The organism is Rhizobium sp. CB3171, assembly GCF_029714265.1.
Classification (GTDB): domain Bacteria; phylum Pseudomonadota; class Alphaproteobacteria; order Rhizobiales; family Rhizobiaceae; genus Rhizobium.
In genome coordinates, this window is the sequence record NZ_CP121655.1 from 197,327 (window position 1) to 212,457 (window position 15,131).

The window sequence follows — 15,131 nt, forward strand, 5'->3', positions numbered from 1 at the left end:
TCGTTTCGTCTAATTTCTTACCCTACCGTGCCGTCGTCCGTAATCAACGTTTTTATCAGCTCGATGCAATTTAGTGGCCCCTGAACTTTAGAGGGGCACAGATATACCGTGAGGTGATCAAATGGTGAGCGCGATCGGCCGGAAGCTTTTGGTATCAGCCAGTGACGTTTCCTCCCACAGAATAACCGACGACGCGGTTGACATGGACGAGCACGAGATATGCCGTCTCAGCACTGAGCTGGAACAATTAGACGCTGAACGTGAAGCTCTTTTTGATTCTTGCCCTCCCCCGGTGCCAGATAACGTCAATCAGACAACCCACTTTTTCAAGAAGCTGAATTTGATCACGGCGCGCTATCTCGCGATCGAAAAGCAGCTTCGACAGGCTCGCCAAAATGGTGCCTGAAATTGTGACTGGCACCGCCAGTGTAAGCGAACTTCAGAACTTACCTTGCACGATATTGCCCGACGCGACCAAAGTCCCTCAGATCATCACTTTCGTCGATGCCTGTTTCGGCAGCTCTGCATGCGAGAGAGACGCCTCGGATCTGATCGCTGCGATGTTGATCGCCGTTGCACGGGTCCGCCGTCATCCTTTTGGGTTTCATGAATTTGCGGCTGCCGTCCTCGACCGCGGGATTGAGCGCTGCATGACCGTTCTTGTCCAACGCGGCAAAAGACTACCGGTTGTTAGCTATGCCCAGACCTCTATCTATGCCCGATGGCCGACGCCCCGCCGAGAGATAGCACTGGCAACCGCGTTTGAAGTCCTCCGCCTTTATCCATCTCTGCCGAACTTTGTAGTCCGACGACCGGAGAGCAAAGTGGGATCGGGAACATAGCAGACGCTGGGCCGGCACGTCAGTCGATAACGTCGACGATCTCGTAGTTTCTGACGAATGCGCCAATCCTCTCATTCAGTAAGGCAAAGATGCTCTCCCTGGAGACAGGATGGGTTTTGATTTTTTCCAACCGCACCGGCGTCCACTCGTCGTCGGGGTCGCTGGCAACGTCTCGGCACAGTTCGCGATCATCCCGTCGAACTGGCGATCAATCGCTGCCTGCCCTGCGAGAAACTTTTCGAGCTCCGCCAGAGCTGCTGTGCGTTAGCTGGGCGTGTGGATGCAGGCGGCAAGCTCGGTGCGCAGCTGCCGGATTTCGTCGTAGACGGTAAGCATGTGTTTCTCCTCTGTTTGAAGACGAGAGACTGGCACGATGTCGGATCAGATCGGGTCGAGGATCGCCGAAGGCGACCGGCGGAGCCGGCGGTGGGGGTACCGCTCGTGCTCGAGGCGGGCTGTTCCGGTATGGTATGATGGGATATTTGAAGTAACTGACCTTCGATTTCCACGGGCTCGGACATAGACATGCCAACCGCTTGCTCACGCGCTAATCGGGTGCTTAGGAGATCCTGTCAATGTCTGCAAAGGCTGCGGGGTTATTCAGCCATTTTCTTCCACTCGTTAGCTTGTGCCAGAGCTTCAGCATCAAGCCCGCCATCCCATTGGCCTCGGGTCTGGCGCCAACAGCAATAGTTCAGGAAAATCTCGTCTCGTTGGTCCAATAGCCAGTCGGCCCAGCTAACATCGAGCACCTCTTGGGAGAACTCGCCAAAGGCAACACCAATCGCCAAATCACCCCAATGTGCAATTTCTGGATAGAACCCACGAAGGGACGCAATCGCTCGCCTGTCTGTGTCGGACCACTCCCCTGGCGCAGCCTCGTAGCCAGGTTGGACGAAAGTTGCTGCATCAAGTCTCATATCCCCTCCGTACATTTGGGAGCGACGTCTGCCGACGGACTACACCAAGGTCTTGTATCAGCTTCGCATTCTGTTTTTCCAGACGGGCGACCGCCTTCTCCGCGTCGATCGCCCGCTTGAGGAGCCCAGCGTTCTCCGTCGCGAGCAAGCGCTACTGCTCCTGAAGCTGCCCGATTAAAGCCCGGAGCGTGGCAGACTCTGGTTTTGGAGCGGGTGGATTATTTGCCGGGCCACGCGGATTTGCGGACGCCAATTCATCGAGGAACTCGGTGTGTTCGGCATAGATCGTGTTACGGCTGACCCCTGCCTCGCGTGCCAGCGCAGCAACGGTGAGCCGAATGGGGTGCCCTTCCAGCGAGGAATGTTGCGACTTTCCGGCCAGAAGCCGATCCAACGCTTGGTGAAGGCGCCGCGCCGTATTTCGATGACGTGTTTCATGCGATTTCGACTTCACAGGATTTGAGGGTTCATGCGTCATCGCTTCCTCGCTCTCGCTGAAGTTCGCCCAGAATACGGTCGCACTCTTCGATCCGGGATGCCGCCAGCGCGTGGCTTTCCAGGTCGAGCATCGGATGAGCGAGAAGCTCACGGGAGGTCGCAGCCCGGCGCATCGAGCTTCGAAGTCAGGTCCACCCCCAGATTTTACGTCCTAGATACTTGATCAGTGATTTGTAAAATAGTTTAGTGATGCAATGAATCTTGGAGGAGGACGTCATGGGAACCACGAACCAACTCACGCTACGTGGAAATGTTGGCCAGGAACCGCGGCAGGTCGGCAAGACCGTGAAGCTCAGCATCGCCACCGACCGGACATGGGTCGACAATGAAGGCCAACGAAAATCGGACAGCGATTGGGTCACCGTCACCTTCTTCGAGGGAAAGATGGCGGACTTTGTTCTGCGCCATGTTCACAAAGGCGACAAGGTGCTTGTCCAGGCCCGTGTCTCCGAAAGCTCGTATGAGAAAGATGGCCTCACCCACTACACCACGGATGTGATCGCCGAGGACATCGACATATTCGCCCCCGTCAGCAAGAGTCGCGATCAGTGAGGCCGGCGTGTAAGACGATCGGCGTCCCCCTCGCGGTTCTGATGGTATTCCAGGGCGGAGCCCTGACAATGCCGCTCGTCGCGCAAGCGCAGGCCAACTCGTTGGGCACCGCGAAGGCGCCCAACATCTATACGCCGGGCGACAGCATGGCGACCAACCCAATGCGGGTCGTGGTTCTCTCGTCGACGACCTTTGAGGACGTCGAAGCCAAGCAGACATATCGCCTCTACGGCATTGACGCCTGCGACATGGGTCAGACCGCGACGCTCGGCAAGCAGACGTGGCCATGTGGCGTAGTCGCCATGGCATGGCTCGTGAGCGCAACTTTGAACAAATGGGTTGTCTGCTCGCCGATCCGGAAAGACGAAACGATCATCGTCGGCCGCTGTGCGACCGGCGAAATGGCAGACATCGCAAGCGAGATGCTGAAAGCTGGCATAGCCATCACCCTCCCCGACCCTCCCGATCGCCGTATTGCGAGCTATGCCCAGCTCGAACGTGATGCGCGCAAATCCCATCGCGGTATTTGGGCCAGCACCTTTCAGATGCCTTATCGGAAATCCTCACCTCCAAATCTATGATTCCGGAGCACGCCATGTCTTCTTTTCCGTACATCCTTCCGGTCGTCGCATCCGCGGCCCTACTCGGCGGCTGCGCGGGAGGGGTGCCCGAGGCTTCAAAAGCCGTCCTGGATCGCCCAGTTCCTGTCACTGATTCCTATTGGCGGCCAGGCTCGGTCAGCCGTAGCCGTCAGGAATATGCCCCAGACTGGGGTCGGTTCCCGCCGGTCGTGACGCAGCGCACCGGCTATCCGACTGAAGAGCAGGCGAACAACGCCCTGCGCCGCTCGTCATGGGGTTCCGTGCCGGTGCGAACGCTCGTTACGAAGGAAGGCATAAAGACGATCTCTGTTTCGGCAGTGGCCCCGAACACGATTGCCGCAGGCGTTCGCCTTTTCGCCTGCCGACCTTGTGCCCTCGATGGCTATACGGGCCGAGTACAACATTACGACGGCCCCGTCGTCATTTGCGCCTCCGACATCTTGGGGGCTGACGGCGGCGTGCTCGCGCGAGTACCCCTTAATTTCTACTATTGGCAGAAAGCCTGGCGCATACGAGACCCAAGGCCCTCCTATGAGGCCGCATCGTGGGCTTATCAGGAACCGTCGCCGCCCAAGAGCAGGGGCTGGTTCAGCGACCGCTATTGAGCAGTTGCCTTCTTATTTCACCGGCCGCGCCGAGATTTGCGAGCCGTGTTTCCCCAGGTAAACCAGGCAATAGTCGATGTTTCATCACGTACTGGCCCCTACTCGTGGGCGGCCGAGGGCTCGGTCCGCCTGAGCAGTTCCAGCACTTGCGCAATGTCGACTCCGAATGAATATCCGTTGCGCAGCATCCCCATCGAAATCGCCGGATACACAGCACCAACGATGCAGCAAGCCCCGACGAGCGCCGCCACGGCGTCGCCTCCGTTCTCCGTCAATAGCTGTTCGGCCAGCGCCCTTGCACCCCGCGGAATCTGATCAACATCCTTGCCACCAAGCGACCATTGATGATTGTCTTCCGTCACGGTGAAACCTCCCGGGCAGTTCGATTTGACCATTCGCGGACGAGGTGGCGAAGCGGATCTTCAACCACCTTCGTCAGTCCATAAGAACAATGTGCGACATGCGACAGCACCACAAGCCCGATCGCCAGTCCACGCCATTCATCCAGCCCCGATAGGCGAACTTATCGTTCCATCCAGAATATCTGGCTCGACAGTCACTGATACAATGATTTAATCATAGGGCATAATAGCGAGGCAAGGAATGCGAGAACGTCTAACACCAATTGCAGTCGCCACTGCCCTTACGTGGGCGCCTCTAGCGTCGGCGCAGTCTCTTACGCCTGACCCGAACGCCTGGCGTGCTGTCGCCTATTCCGATCTCCAGCTTCCGAATTCAGAAGCAGTGCCCTACGCTTCTCTCTGGGCCGACATGCTGAAAAAGAACAACGACGCCTACGCGGCCAAGGGCGACACGCGCTTTGCAGTTGCCAACGCTCCGGCAGCAGAAAGCCACATCGTCGTGCGGAGTCCGACGAAAACGGTTGTCCTCTCGGTCCTGCACACGCTTACCGGCTGTTCGCCGATCCGTACGGATTCTGGCGCTAACGCCATACTGAAGCGATGCCCGATGCGCTTGGCGATCTACCAGAATGGCCAATCCAAGGTCGCCGACGCCGGCACTGGCTGTTTCATCGAATATGGCCCGCTCCCGAACAATGCCCGCCCTGACCTGGCACGCAATGGCGCGATGGGCGCCTACGATGTTCCGACCAAAACAATTCGCGCCGGTATCGTCTTTCAAGGCGAAATCGCCCAAGAATGCCAATTTCGAGTGGCAATTCCGCAACCTTGAAGGAGTCAACTATGGTCGACACGGTGAACCCGATCCAACTTGAACCGTCAGTGTGCCACCAACGCTCGCTGATCGGTCAAGGCTTCTCCTGCGGCGCGCTGCCCGCGGCCTTGACCGGCGTTCCCGTCAATGGCCGCCGCCGGAAAATGTTGAGGAGGTTCACCATGGCCAGTCCAATTGTCCTTACAACGCTAGCAGCATTGATCTCGCCGGCAATCGCCCAATCGCTCGATCCGCTGAAGGCTCCGCAGGGAACGTATGTTGCATCGAAACGCACGTGCGCCGATCTCGACCAGGGGGTCGGCGCGCTCGAGCTTGCCGAGTTCGACGGCGACGCAATATCGGTCGGTGCCAACACCTGTAAGATAGCTGGCAGCAAGCATTCGGGCGACACGTTCCAAGCCTCGTGCGCAGAACGTGGCAGCTCCCCGGTCGTCACGCCGATTAAGATTACGCGCCCATCAAGCAATGCGCTTTCGATCAACGGCACCATCTACAACTTCTGCCCGGGGAAATAAGATGCTGCGTCCTTTACCACGGCTCCTCGCCGCCTTTCTGATCGTCGGCCAGGCGTCGGCCGCGCTAGCGAACTCCTATAATCAGGATGCGAATTCCTGCGATCTAAACGACAAGACCAGCTTGCGTTCCTTGTGTACGAATGGAGCTGGTCTACCGAACTATGGGTCCACGCAAGACATGATCCAGAGCAACCCGAATATCGCCAATATGATCGTAGACGCCGCGAACAAGTATGGCGTAGATCCCAAGCTGGCCCTCTCGGTATCAGCCCATGAAGGCGCCATGTCGGCATGTGCCGGCTCTTTCAGCGGCGTTTTAGGGCCGATGCAGCTCACAGGGGCAACAGGGCGCGCCAATGGGATGGATCGCGGTATTCTGTCAGAAAACATTGAAGGCGGCGTGATAACCCTTCGCGATGCCGTCAAGTCATGTGGCGGCACCTCAAGCATTCGCTGCCTGGCCGATCTCTACAATGGAAGCACTGAGAGCCAACGCCGAAACTGGACGAATGACGTGACCCGCCGTTATGCGGATCTCAATTCAGTTGATCAGGCCAGCATTCCTCAGGGCTGCAGCTCGCAAGCCGTCTGCACGGGGCCAGGCGACTTCTTTGCGCCCGGCGGCGGTACGCAGCTCGCCACTTCCACCCCTGGCCCTGCTGGCAGCGACATCAACGTTGCCGCTGGTCAGGTCTGATCACAATCTATCCATTGAAGGTCGCCGCTTCACCCACCGCCTTCAATGGGCTAGATGCCTCGGCGAGAGCTTGCCGAACACTTTTAACAGAGCTATCGGCTTATCTTGGTTCCCTTTTTCGCCGGAGATATCCGCTTTCTCTCAGAAGCTTCCCCAGAAGCACCAGCGTCCTCATGGGAAGTCGGTACACCACTAAACTCTGTCATCGAGCGCTTGACTGCTCGCGTGGCCTCGATGTGCCGCGCTATCTCGTCATAGCTGAAACCGAACGTCTCGATCGCTTGTTTTACATTCTTTTCGTCGCCCGGGATTCCGATGAGCGACCATACAGGTACCTTCAGGTACCGAGCCAGCCGCTCTAGCGTGACGAAGGTGGGATTCCCCTTCCCTGTCCGCAACTGGTAGAGCGTGCCGCGCGATAGACCGGTCGCATCGGCGAAACTCGCATAGTCTGGATACTCGCTCTCAATTTGACGAAGTCGGAGCGCAAGCAGGATCGAAAGCCAACCATCGGAGTCTTCGGTCTTATTCTTAAAAATCGGCACAGATATCCTCCCGCCAGTCGACTTCGGATAAGACCTTTTTTCTTTTAAATGTCCACTACTAACTTGGATGGGTATCTCCGTATTAAGTTGATTCATCCTTTCATTAAAGTGGCGAGGCACGTTGCCAGATTTCTTGAAACTGTGCAGCAAAGCGATTGGCCGTATCTACAGCATTCCACAAAACCACTACATTCTCTGTATTCTTACTCTTCGCTGAAAATGAATAATTAAATGATCCGGTCTGCACTGTTTGATCACAGAAAGGGGTGCCAGACCTACAGCCACCAAAAATCCGCTTGATCCATGCGGGCACCATCCTACCTCCGTCGATCATTATAATGACTTTCTATCCGGGATATTATAATGATCATCGTCGGGAATAGGAGGTGCCGTGTGATGCTTATGAAGCTTGCGCTTACAATTTTTGCCGGCAGCGTGCTGGGATTCCTCGCTTTACCTGATCACGATGCAGGCCTTCGCATGCTCGGTTTTTCCACTGCTTTCCTGATTGCTGCGTTCGCGGTCGTCCGCGTCATTGAGCTTTTGGCTCGCGGGATCGAACGCCGTCAATTTGGCCCACGTCAACTTCCGGCACGCTTCGACGACGAGTTGCCTTTGCGTAACCCGTCCGAACCCGACTGGTCAACTTCAGGTGTCGATCCCAACGATTTGAACCTGGTCTGGCAATATCGCCTCAACGATCTGCGTCTTGGCCGCTTCGAACTCTAACGCCTACCCATCTCGCCAATAGCTGCTCGATCACTCCTACAGATCGGCCCTCCTGTTCCATTGGGTCTGCGATCTCCTCGTACGGCAGACCAGATGATTCGATGCTCTCCCACACGTCTGTGCCCCGAATTCCCAAACGACTTCACACCGAAACACCTAGCGACGCAGCCAACGTGGCGATTATCTGGAAGGTCAGGTTCGCTCGTCCAGGGTGCAAATGATAAAGCGTTCCGCGCGACAAACCCGCAGCTTCGGCAAATTCACCATAGGTCGGGCACATCTTTTCCAATTGACGCAAACGCAGACCCAACAACATGGGCATCCAGCGATCCATGGCGCGCTCTGATCCGGGTTCTGCAGATCGAGGAAGATGCGTGGTGACGGAAATACCGCTCCACTGACGCATCTTGAAGGCTGAAAGGTCGAGCGGCACAAGCGCCATAATGCCCGTCTGATCGCCGAACGTGATCGCGCCGTGAAGCCGGTGCCGCTTACTCGCGGCCCGAAATCCTGACGCGGGCCATGATTGCCAGCGGGGATGGCAATGATTGTGAAAAAATGCCCCTCATCCATTGCCGGTGATCATCCAGCGCGGCATGATCCCCCTATGCTTGATCCGTTTGACCCAGATAGCTTCATCGTCCGCGCCGAGGTCCATATCCTCGACATCGAACCCGAGATCAGCCGTGTACTCGAGCTGCCGATCACACTCAATCTCGCTCAACTTCATGAAGTTCTTCAGGCTGCCTTCGGCTGGACCGACAGTCATCTGCATCAGTTCAACATCGGTGGTCTGATCTTCGGCGCGCCGGAGTTCGATGAGGACGGAATGTTCGACAGCAAGATCTTCGAGGCCACTGAGGTCAGAATGATCGACCTTCACTTCCCATACGATCGCGACGAGAACATCCTGACCATCCTTTACGAATACGATTTTGGGGACTGCTGGCGCCATCTGCTGCGGCTGGAGCGCGTCGCACGCCAGGAAGGTGCAAAATATCCCCGCTGTATCGCTGGCAAACGGTCCGGACCTCCCGAAGATATTGGAGGTACTTCTGGCTATGCCGACTTCCTCGACGCTTGGCTCGATCCTGAGCATGAGGAACACAAAGACATGCGCAGATGGGTAGGCCGCAAGTTCCATCCAGAAGCTTGTGATATCGATCAAATCAACAAAGCAATCGCCACGGCCATGCGAAAATCAAAAGGCGGCTATCGCTTCCGTCTCGAAAGTGCCTGAAAGACGCGAGAGAGCTTTGCAGCCAAAGATACACTCGAAAGAAGTTCAGAGCGCCGCGATGAGATTGTGGCATTCGATACCTTACGCCGCGAGGAAAGCTTGTCACCGGAGCAGATTGGCGACCGGTTCGGCATTCACAAATAACGGTTCGTCGCCGTCTGACGCTCGCGAGCGTCTGCCCTCGCCTGCAGACGAGTTCAGGCAAGGCGATGTCACGATGCAGCAGCTTGAGCCCGTTGCTTTGACGGACGATCATGAGCAGCAGGAGGCGATTATTGCCAACGTACTCTCTTGGGACCGTTCGGCCGATGCCATCTGCGCGCAGCTTACCAACAAGGCCGGGGCTACCATCCCTCTGTGCAATTCGTCGGCCTTGCTGCCTACAAGGCGGCCGGCGGGCATGTCACCCGCGATCTGTTCGCGGAGGAAGATGGGCGCGGCACCTATCTTGACGACAAAGGCCTTATCGTCCGCCTCGCCTGCGAAAAGCCGCACCACCGCGGCCCCTCCCCAGTTTCCTCACGCACCATCCGCTCTCTCGGGAAGTCATCATGAACACGCTACGCGACCTAACCAGCGAAGACCTCTTTCCGATGAAATCGCTTCGATAATCAGTCCGTGGCGATTCAAATTTGTGGAGCAATTGCCGTCGTGACTATCGTGTCATTAAGACATTCTATTGATTCGATAGGCGCAAGATGCCAGTGTAAGCCGATGACAAAGCTGTCATGGCCGAGCGCTGCACAAGTGCGCCGCGCCTTGGGAGGGTTCCCGGCGCGAGGCGGCTACCTGTGCCGTTGCCCTGTGCCAAGCCACGGGCAAGGCAAAGGCGACCGCCATCCCTCCCTCTCCGTTCGCGACGGCGAATATCGCCTTCTGCTCCACTGCTTTGCCGGCTGCGATTCCATCGATATCGAGAACGCCATTGCGGATCTCGATCTGTCAAAGCCGGCTCCGGTGCCTCAACATCGCGTTCGTCCGACTGACCCCAAAACCACGACGGCTGATGCGCTCGCGCTCTGGTCTAGTGCGATTGCGCTCGCTGGCACACATGGTGAAGCCTACCTCTCCTCTCGCCGCCTGCCGACGACATTACCCACATTGCGATTTCTGCCAGAATATAGGTTGAAGAAGAGACGCTTTTCGGCACTCGTCGCGGCGCTGCAAGCGCCAGACCGGTCGATTTGTTCGGTGCAGCTCACACTTCTGCACCGGACGCGGCCCGAAAAGGCCGCGTTGGACGAACCGCGCCGGATCATCGGCCCGAGCCGCGGCTTTGCCCTGCGGCTCGCTCAGGCCGCTCATACCCTTGGCATCGCCGAAGGTTATGAGACCGGCCACGCCGCGATGCTGCGTTATGGCCTGCCCGTCTGGTGCTCACTTGGCGCGACGCGTCTGCCATTTCTTCAGCTACCCGAGATCGTGCAGGGGATCGTCGTATTCGCCGATCCAGACAAGCCCGGTCTCACTGCCGCCGAGCGTGTTCGTGAAGCCAACCCTCAGCGCCAGGTCGTCATCCACAGACCGTCCGACGATCGAGATTTCGCCAAGCTCTGGGAAGACGACCCAACACCCGAGATCCTACCCTTGGAACAATTCTTTAGCCCGTCCGAGCCATTGCCGTCAGGGGTCCCGCCTCTTTCAATGATGAGGATCCGCAATGAGTGAGTCCCTATTCCTCCTTGTAGGTCTCGTCATGATTGTCATCGTTTTCCGAAGGATCAAAGCAGACAGGCAACGCAAATCCCCCAGCCGAATGACGATGTTACTGTTCTCGGTGATTGCCGTGTGCGCTGCAGCCTTGTGGACGATTGTCTATGGAGCGGAAATGTGGGTGCCGATCCAAGCCGCCATCATCGTAGTGTTATTCACCCTGTTGGTGCTTTTTTCGGACGATAGATCGGCCTGACAGGGCTACACCCACCCGCTGCAGAGTGCCGAACCGGCTGCCCCGGGGATAGTCGGCGTGTCATTTCACCCCCAGCAAGAACCGTCATCCCGCTCCGTGCCTTGGACACAAAGAGATGACGGCGGTGTTTCGCACAATCTCGACGAACGGATAGTGCCTCATCAAGGACGATCGGCCGGCCCCGTGCCACCAGCACCTTTCTTTTCCCTTTCGGAGGCGAACGCGATCGAAACACAGACCTGGTCTGTGCCTACCGCGATCTCTCCAACTCAATGATCTCGAAGCTGGTCGTGGCATGCCCGCTATCTCGTGAATCCCGGCAGAGACCTTCCCGCTCGCATCTGATGCTTTCAACTACAGCCGGCCGCCGCCCAATCAACCACTGGCGCCGAGAATTTTCCCCGGTCCTATGGTCCTCCTCGCGGCCGCGCCGGCGCGCTGCAAAATTCCCGTCTCCGGACGTGGTTCCCCTCCACCTTCGGTTCCTGTGATCGTTCAGCTTGCTCCGGCTGATGACGTTTCGCATCGCGAGCGGGAATGGTCCTGCCGCCAGCTCAGGAGACAGACTATGTTTGATAAAGCCAGCTTCGAAATCATCGGCCGCGTCGGGAAGATCAAGACCTTCGACAAGGTGGTGCGCGTATCGATCGCCTCCAACGCCTCATACAAGGAAAACGGTGAGTGGGTGGATCGCACGAATTGGAACGAAGTCGCCATCTTCGACCGCAGCATCCGTACCTTCGTCGAGAAGAATATCACCGCCGGCGACTGCGTCCGCATCGTGGGCACTCTTCGCCAGAACAGCTTCGAGCGCAACGGCGAAACCGTATACACTATCGAACTCGCCGCGGAGAGCTTCAGCCGTCAGCCCAAGAAAGCCGCGGCCGAGGAATAGAAAGATCCCGGGCCGCCTTCGGGCGGCCCCTCCCCTTTCACTCAGTCCTTGGGCGGAAGCGCCTGTCGGACGGCGCTCATTTCAGGCGAGGCCTTGACCATCTCGGCCGGCACGCCCAGCAGCTCGTAAATGTTGATGTCGAGTGCCTTCGCGATCGCGTCAACTGAGCTGAGGCGCAAATTCGCAGATCCTTCCAGGATCTCATAGAAGGTTTGTCGCGGGAAACCCGACGTCTTCACAAAGTCTGTCCGGGTTAGGCCGGACCTGCGCTCATGCTCCAGGAGCACCGCGCGAATGCGCCCCAAAAGCGATGGCGCTTCATGCGCCCAGTCTTCCTGGAAGCCCATCCGATTGGCCGATGGCCGCCGCTTTATGGTGCCTATTGGCAGCAGATTAGTCATTGTGGCCATCCTCGTTGGTTGCGCTATTTGTTCAATAGAATGATTCAACATCTAGCTCATACGGCATCGCGTACAAAATTAACGACAGACTCGCAATGCCTGGCTATAGTGTGCTGTCGAATCGAACGAGGAGCAATGATCGCGACATGAAAAAACCCGCCAGTGGCGGGTCTCTCGAAGCGACAGGGTGAAGGCGATTGGCGTCGCCCAACACCGGAAATCTGAAGTCCGGTAATTTCTACCCTCCCGCTACATTGCCGTCAAGAGAGGCGCGCGTTCGCGCGACGGGATTTTATTGCCCGCGATCCGCCAGCAAGCGGAGATGGAAATTGTTGGATCAAGACACTCATCCGCGCCCATACGGGCGGCGGACACCGGTCGCTTATACCTATATGTGGCGCGAGGAAGCGCATCAAGCTCTCACAGGTCGGGTTGAACGTAAAACACTGTTGACCGCGGCCGGTCATGCAGGCCGCGCTTTGCGCCTGCCCTGCTCTGCCCGAACCCTGCTCTCAACCCTTGCCGCCTGCTATGGAGAGCAGCAGCTTTCCCAAGGGCTGTTGGTCTGGCCGAGCAACAACTACCTAATGGATAAGACGGGATTACCCGAGAGGACGCTTCGCAGCGCCATAGCGCTTCTGCGTCAGCAGGGCCTCATCATCGCCGTCGACAGCCCCAACGGAAAACGCTTTGCCCGCCGCCAGGGCAATAGCGTCACCATTGCTTACGGCTTCGATCTGGGGCCGCTGTTCGCGAAGCGAGAGCGCTTCGCGGCCGCCGTCGCCGAGGACGACGCCGAACGCGCGCTTGTCCGATCGCTGCGCCACGACCTCAGCGCCATTCACAAAGATCTCCAGGACCTCGTGGCCGCGCTCAATGAGCTCGGTCGCATCGACCTTGCCAGCGGTTTTGACGATGCGATAGCGGCCAGTCGCCCGCCTCGCAACGTCCATGTCCGTTCGGACGAGCTGGCGGAGGCTCTTCGGGCGGCAGAGTTGTCGAAAACGATTGCCGAGCGCGCCTACTATGAGGCTTCCAAACCAAAGAATTCTGCCGCCACTGACGGCAATTTCGGCCGTCATAAAGAATCAAACACCGATTGCTCTATCGAGAATTGCCATAATCGGAGCGGCGCTGAATCGCCGCAACATTTGAACAACGGAGCCGCCTCCGGCGGCACCTTTGCGGCTTTTGAAGAAAGGTGCGGGCGAGCTGTTCGGTTAAACGAACAATCTGCAGTGCCAGCTAAGGTCGAAGAAGAGGAGGAGTGGCGCGAAGCGGCGTCTCTTCGGCGAGGCGCCCCGCCGACGGCGCTGTTGGACGTTGCGCTCTGGAAATCCGCCTGCCCCGCGCTTGAGGATTATGCGCAGATTCGCTCGATCGAGGATGTTGTCGGAGCCGGTGCGCTCATGGCCCGCCTACTTCAGGTCGCACCACATGGACTTGAACGGGCGAAAAGGCAGCTCGGCCCAAGGCTGTTCTCATTCGTCGCCGCCTTTGTCTACCAACTCTATGCCGATGACCAGGCCCGGCCGCGCCCCGAAATCCGCAAGCCCGGCGGATTCTTCTGCTATGTTGCCAAAGAGGTCGCCGAAGGTACGCGTGATCTTTCACTGGAGTTGATGACGATGCAGCGTAAGCGACGCCAGCGGTCGCGATAACTACAGTGTAATAATGCCGGTACCTTGGAGCCCATTCAGAGTGTTTAGCAGCGCTCTATCTTGTGGCCCCTCTTCCGCATCGCAGCCAATGATCTCAACTGTCCGGAAGAGAACTTCGATCGTGACGTCATTGAAAGTGACAATCCAGAGCCGTGCTTTAAGGATATGCCATCTGCCGGTTTCCGCGCCGCCGATCACCTCGTTAAAGGCCCACGGATTGACTGGGTACCTACAGTCGCGTAGGCCATCAATATTGACGGGAGTTATTCGGAAATCGATAACCCCTCCGAATTTAAGAACGAAACTTCCGCCGCCCGCCCGCATCGACGGCTTATAGCACACCAAGGCGTCTCGCCCGTCATAAAACACCGCAGGGTTTTGGACTGCTCCTATCTCGGGAAAGTCCTCGTTGGGAATTATTACATGCATGATTCTTGTCAACTCGGATTTCAGGAAAAGTCGAGCTACGGTTCGACACGTTTCGAAACTTTGTCAACGATGCGTAAGACCATAAGGGGAGCAAGATGGCCGAAGGTAAGGTGAAGTGGTTCGATGCCGCCAAGGGCTACGGCTTTATAAAGCCGGACGATGGCAGCCCGGATGTTTTTGTGCATCTCAGTGAGGTCATGAAAGCAAACCTGCCTCATCTTCGAGCAGATATGCCAATCACCTATTCTCCTGAGCTTCAGGGCACCAAGCGGTCGGCAAAAGAGCTGTCGGCAGTTGCTGTCGCGGTGGATACGAAATCCACAGCTCGAACGCTGGATGATCGGGAGAGCGACTTTACAGCCGAATTTGAAAAGGAATGGGGACTACGTCAGGTCTGAAGCCAGCCCCTCCGAATGGCGCTCCGAAAAGAATGGCTGGCGCTCACTGAAGTCATTGGCAGTTTGACGCCCAAGATCGCCAACCCTTCGCAGACGTAGAGGCGGGGAACTGCAATTGTTCTGACAATCCGTCCGAAGCAGGCCAGCAAGCGAGCCCTGTCGTCTTTGCAGGCGCAAGGTACCCCTCGCGGGATCAATCACCGATGCAGCAGCGAGAGGACCCTCGAGCCCGCGTCCTCTCGCAGCCTCTCCCACCCGAAATTCGGAGTGCCGGAGGCACAATGTTTTCCGCCACGCTGGGGGAAATCCTTCAGCGTGATTGGAGCGGTTGTCAGCGCACCGGAGTTGTGACGGGCGAAAAGTTGCCCGCGGGCAACTCGGGGAAATTGGGAGAACAGCCTTAACCGTTGGTAAAATGGTAACGAATCGGGCATACCTTCATCTGCGCACATTTGACGTTTTTCGCAAAATTTGCGCAGATCAACGGAGTTCTGAC

At 57.4% G+C, this 15,131-nt stretch carries 19 protein-coding genes and 1 pseudogene; 14 read left to right on the top strand and 6 right to left on the bottom strand.

Features of this window, described 5'->3' with window-relative positions; translation table 11 throughout:
- Positions 1-121 precede the first annotated feature (121 nt).
- A complete protein-coding gene (locus tag QA648_RS35365) occupies positions 122-406 on the top strand; it encodes a hypothetical protein (protein WP_283054844.1) in 285 nt (94 codons plus the stop codon).
- Between the two features lie 1,032 nt (positions 407-1,438).
- Here QA648_RS35365 and QA648_RS35370 read toward each other — a convergent pair.
- A complete protein-coding gene (locus QA648_RS35370) occupies positions 1,439-1,762 on the bottom strand; it encodes a hypothetical protein (RefSeq protein WP_283054845.1) in 324 nt (107 codons plus the stop codon).
- 714 nt (positions 1,763-2,476) lie between these two features.
- Here QA648_RS35370 and QA648_RS35375 point away from each other — a divergent pair.
- The 3 genes from QA648_RS35375 (at position 2,477) to QA648_RS35385 (ending at position 4,019) form a co-directional block, all read left to right on the top strand.
- Complete coding sequence (locus tag QA648_RS35375) at positions 2,477-2,812, top strand: single-stranded DNA-binding protein (RefSeq protein WP_283054846.1); 336 nt, start codon at positions 2,477-2,479, stop codon at positions 2,810-2,812.
- A gap of 68 nt (positions 2,813-2,880) precedes the next feature.
- Positions 2,881-3,393: a thermonuclease family protein gene (locus QA648_RS35380; protein WP_283054848.1), complete on the top strand. Its 513-nt coding sequence runs from the start codon at positions 2,881-2,883 to the stop codon at positions 3,391-3,393.
- Between the two features lie 14 nt (positions 3,394-3,407).
- On the top strand, positions 3,408-4,019 hold the full coding sequence (locus tag QA648_RS35385) for a hypothetical protein (protein ID WP_283054849.1): 612 nt from the start codon (positions 3,408-3,410) through the stop codon (positions 4,017-4,019).
- Positions 4,020-4,117: 98 nt separating this feature from the next.
- On the opposite strand, the gene QA648_RS35390 is transcribed toward QA648_RS35385, so the two are convergent.
- Positions 4,118-4,381 carry a hypothetical protein gene (locus QA648_RS35390; RefSeq protein WP_283054850.1) on the bottom strand — a complete coding sequence of 88 codons (264 nt, stop codon included), beginning with the start codon at positions 4,379-4,381 and terminating at the stop codon, positions 4,118-4,120.
- Between the two features lie 241 nt (positions 4,382-4,622).
- On the opposite strand from QA648_RS35390, the gene QA648_RS35395 reads away from it, so the two are divergent.
- The 3 genes from QA648_RS35395 to QA648_RS35405 are packed head-to-tail and all read left to right on the top strand — an operon-like array spanning position 4,623 to position 6,428.
- Positions 4,623-5,213 (top strand): hypothetical protein, encoded by a 591-nt coding sequence (locus QA648_RS35395; RefSeq protein ID WP_283054851.1) that lies wholly within the window; start codon positions 4,623-4,625, stop codon positions 5,211-5,213.
- Between the two features lie 11 nt (positions 5,214-5,224).
- A complete protein-coding gene (locus QA648_RS35400; protein WP_283054852.1) occupies positions 5,225-5,731 on the top strand; it encodes a hypothetical protein in 507 nt (168 codons plus the stop codon).
- 1 nt (position 5,732) lies between these two features.
- Positions 5,733-6,428 carry a transglycosylase SLT domain-containing protein gene (locus tag QA648_RS35405; protein ID WP_283054853.1) on the top strand — a complete coding sequence of 232 codons (696 nt, stop codon included), beginning with the start codon at positions 5,733-5,735 and terminating at the stop codon, positions 6,426-6,428.
- 92 nt (positions 6,429-6,520) lie between these two features.
- On the opposite strand, the gene QA648_RS35410 is transcribed toward QA648_RS35405, so the two are convergent.
- Positions 6,521-6,973 carry a helix-turn-helix transcriptional regulator gene (locus tag QA648_RS35410; protein ID WP_283054854.1) on the bottom strand — a complete coding sequence of 151 codons (453 nt, stop codon included), beginning with the start codon at positions 6,971-6,973 and terminating at the stop codon, positions 6,521-6,523.
- A gap of 103 nt (positions 6,974-7,076) precedes the next feature.
- Positions 7,077-7,307, bottom strand: a complete 231-nt coding sequence (locus tag QA648_RS35415) for a phospholipase D-like domain-containing protein (RefSeq protein ID WP_349254341.1) — start codon at positions 7,305-7,307, stop codon at positions 7,077-7,079.
- 62 nt (positions 7,308-7,369) lie between these two features.
- On the opposite strand from QA648_RS35415, the gene QA648_RS35420 reads away from it, so the two are divergent.
- On the top strand, positions 7,370-7,702 hold the full coding sequence (locus QA648_RS35420; protein WP_283054855.1) for a hypothetical protein: 333 nt from the start codon (positions 7,370-7,372) through the stop codon (positions 7,700-7,702).
- 142 nt (positions 7,703-7,844) lie between these two features.
- Here the strand turns inward: QA648_RS35420 and QA648_RS35425 are convergent, their stop codons facing one another.
- Entirely contained in the window at positions 7,845-8,144 is a 300-nt protein-coding gene (locus tag QA648_RS35425; protein ID WP_283054856.1) for a helix-turn-helix transcriptional regulator, read from the bottom strand.
- A gap of 165 nt (positions 8,145-8,309) precedes the next feature.
- Between QA648_RS35425 and QA648_RS35430 the strand changes: the two genes are divergently transcribed.
- The 4 genes from QA648_RS35430 (at position 8,310) to QA648_RS35445 (ending at position 11,746) form a co-directional block, all read left to right on the top strand.
- Complete coding sequence (locus tag QA648_RS35430; protein WP_283054940.1) at positions 8,310-8,942, top strand: plasmid pRiA4b ORF-3 family protein; 633 nt, start codon at positions 8,310-8,312, stop codon at positions 8,940-8,942.
- Positions 8,943-9,656: 714 nt separating this feature from the next.
- The gene (locus QA648_RS35435) at positions 9,657-10,610 is read left to right on the top strand and encodes a toprim domain-containing protein (RefSeq protein ID WP_283054857.1); all 954 of its coding nucleotides are present in this window, start codon (positions 9,657-9,659) and stop codon (positions 10,608-10,610) included.
- Positions 10,611-10,638: 28 nt separating this feature from the next.
- Entirely contained in the window at positions 10,639-10,851 is a 213-nt protein-coding gene (locus QA648_RS35440; RefSeq protein WP_283054858.1) for a hypothetical protein, read from the top strand.
- Positions 10,852-11,419: 568 nt separating this feature from the next.
- Entirely contained in the window at positions 11,420-11,746 is a 327-nt protein-coding gene (locus QA648_RS35445) for a single-stranded DNA-binding protein (protein ID WP_283054859.1), read from the top strand.
- Positions 11,747-11,787: 41 nt separating this feature from the next.
- On the opposite strand, the gene QA648_RS35450 is transcribed toward QA648_RS35445, so the two are convergent.
- A complete protein-coding gene (locus QA648_RS35450; protein WP_283054860.1) occupies positions 11,788-12,147 on the bottom strand; it encodes a helix-turn-helix transcriptional regulator in 360 nt (119 codons plus the stop codon).
- A gap of 332 nt (positions 12,148-12,479) precedes the next feature.
- Here QA648_RS35450 and repC point away from each other — a divergent pair, with 332 nt between their 5' ends.
- Positions 12,480-13,808 carry a plasmid replication protein RepC gene (gene repC / locus QA648_RS35455; RefSeq protein WP_283054861.1) on the top strand — a complete coding sequence of 443 codons (1,329 nt, stop codon included), beginning with the start codon at positions 12,480-12,482 and terminating at the stop codon, positions 13,806-13,808.
- A 524-nt stretch (positions 13,809-14,332) separates the two neighbouring features.
- Positions 14,333-14,518 (top strand): annotated as a pseudogene (locus QA648_RS37130) (cold shock domain-containing protein); the annotation flags it as partial.
- Between the last annotated feature and the right edge of the window lie 613 nt (positions 14,519-15,131).

Coding starts and splice junctions, on each gene's coding strand:
- QA648_RS35365 (WP_283054844.1), top strand. CDS start 122: ATGGTGAGCGCGATCGGCCGGAAGCTTTTGGTATCAGCCAGTGACGTT.
- QA648_RS35370 (WP_283054845.1), bottom strand. CDS start 1,762: ATGAGACTTGATGCAGCAACTTTCGTCCAACCTGGCTACGAGGCTGCG.
- QA648_RS35375 (WP_283054846.1), top strand. CDS start 2,477: ATGGGAACCACGAACCAACTCACGCTACGTGGAAATGTTGGCCAGGAA.
- QA648_RS35380 (WP_283054848.1), top strand. CDS start 2,881: ATGCCGCTCGTCGCGCAAGCGCAGGCCAACTCGTTGGGCACCGCGAAG.
- QA648_RS35385 (WP_283054849.1), top strand. CDS start 3,408: ATGTCTTCTTTTCCGTACATCCTTCCGGTCGTCGCATCCGCGGCCCTA.
- QA648_RS35395 (WP_283054851.1), top strand. CDS start 4,623: ATGCGAGAACGTCTAACACCAATTGCAGTCGCCACTGCCCTTACGTGG.
- QA648_RS35400 (WP_283054852.1), top strand. CDS start 5,225: ATGGTCGACACGGTGAACCCGATCCAACTTGAACCGTCAGTGTGCCAC.
- QA648_RS35405 (WP_283054853.1), top strand. CDS start 5,733: ATGCTGCGTCCTTTACCACGGCTCCTCGCCGCCTTTCTGATCGTCGGC.
- QA648_RS35415 (WP_349254341.1), bottom strand. CDS start 7,307: ATGATCGACGGAGGTAGGATGGTGCCCGCATGGATCAAGCGGATTTTT.
- QA648_RS35420 (WP_283054855.1), top strand. CDS start 7,370: ATGCTTATGAAGCTTGCGCTTACAATTTTTGCCGGCAGCGTGCTGGGA.
- QA648_RS35425 (WP_283054856.1), bottom strand. CDS start 8,144: ATGGCGCTTGTGCCGCTCGACCTTTCAGCCTTCAAGATGCGTCAGTGG.
- QA648_RS35430 (WP_283054940.1), top strand. CDS start 8,310: ATGCTTGATCCGTTTGACCCAGATAGCTTCATCGTCCGCGCCGAGGTC.
- QA648_RS35435 (WP_283054857.1), top strand. CDS start 9,657: ATGACAAAGCTGTCATGGCCGAGCGCTGCACAAGTGCGCCGCGCCTTG.
- QA648_RS35440 (WP_283054858.1), top strand. CDS start 10,639: ATGATTGTCATCGTTTTCCGAAGGATCAAAGCAGACAGGCAACGCAAA.
- QA648_RS35445 (WP_283054859.1), top strand. CDS start 11,420: ATGTTTGATAAAGCCAGCTTCGAAATCATCGGCCGCGTCGGGAAGATC.
- QA648_RS35450 (WP_283054860.1), bottom strand. CDS start 12,147: ATGACTAATCTGCTGCCAATAGGCACCATAAAGCGGCGGCCATCGGCC.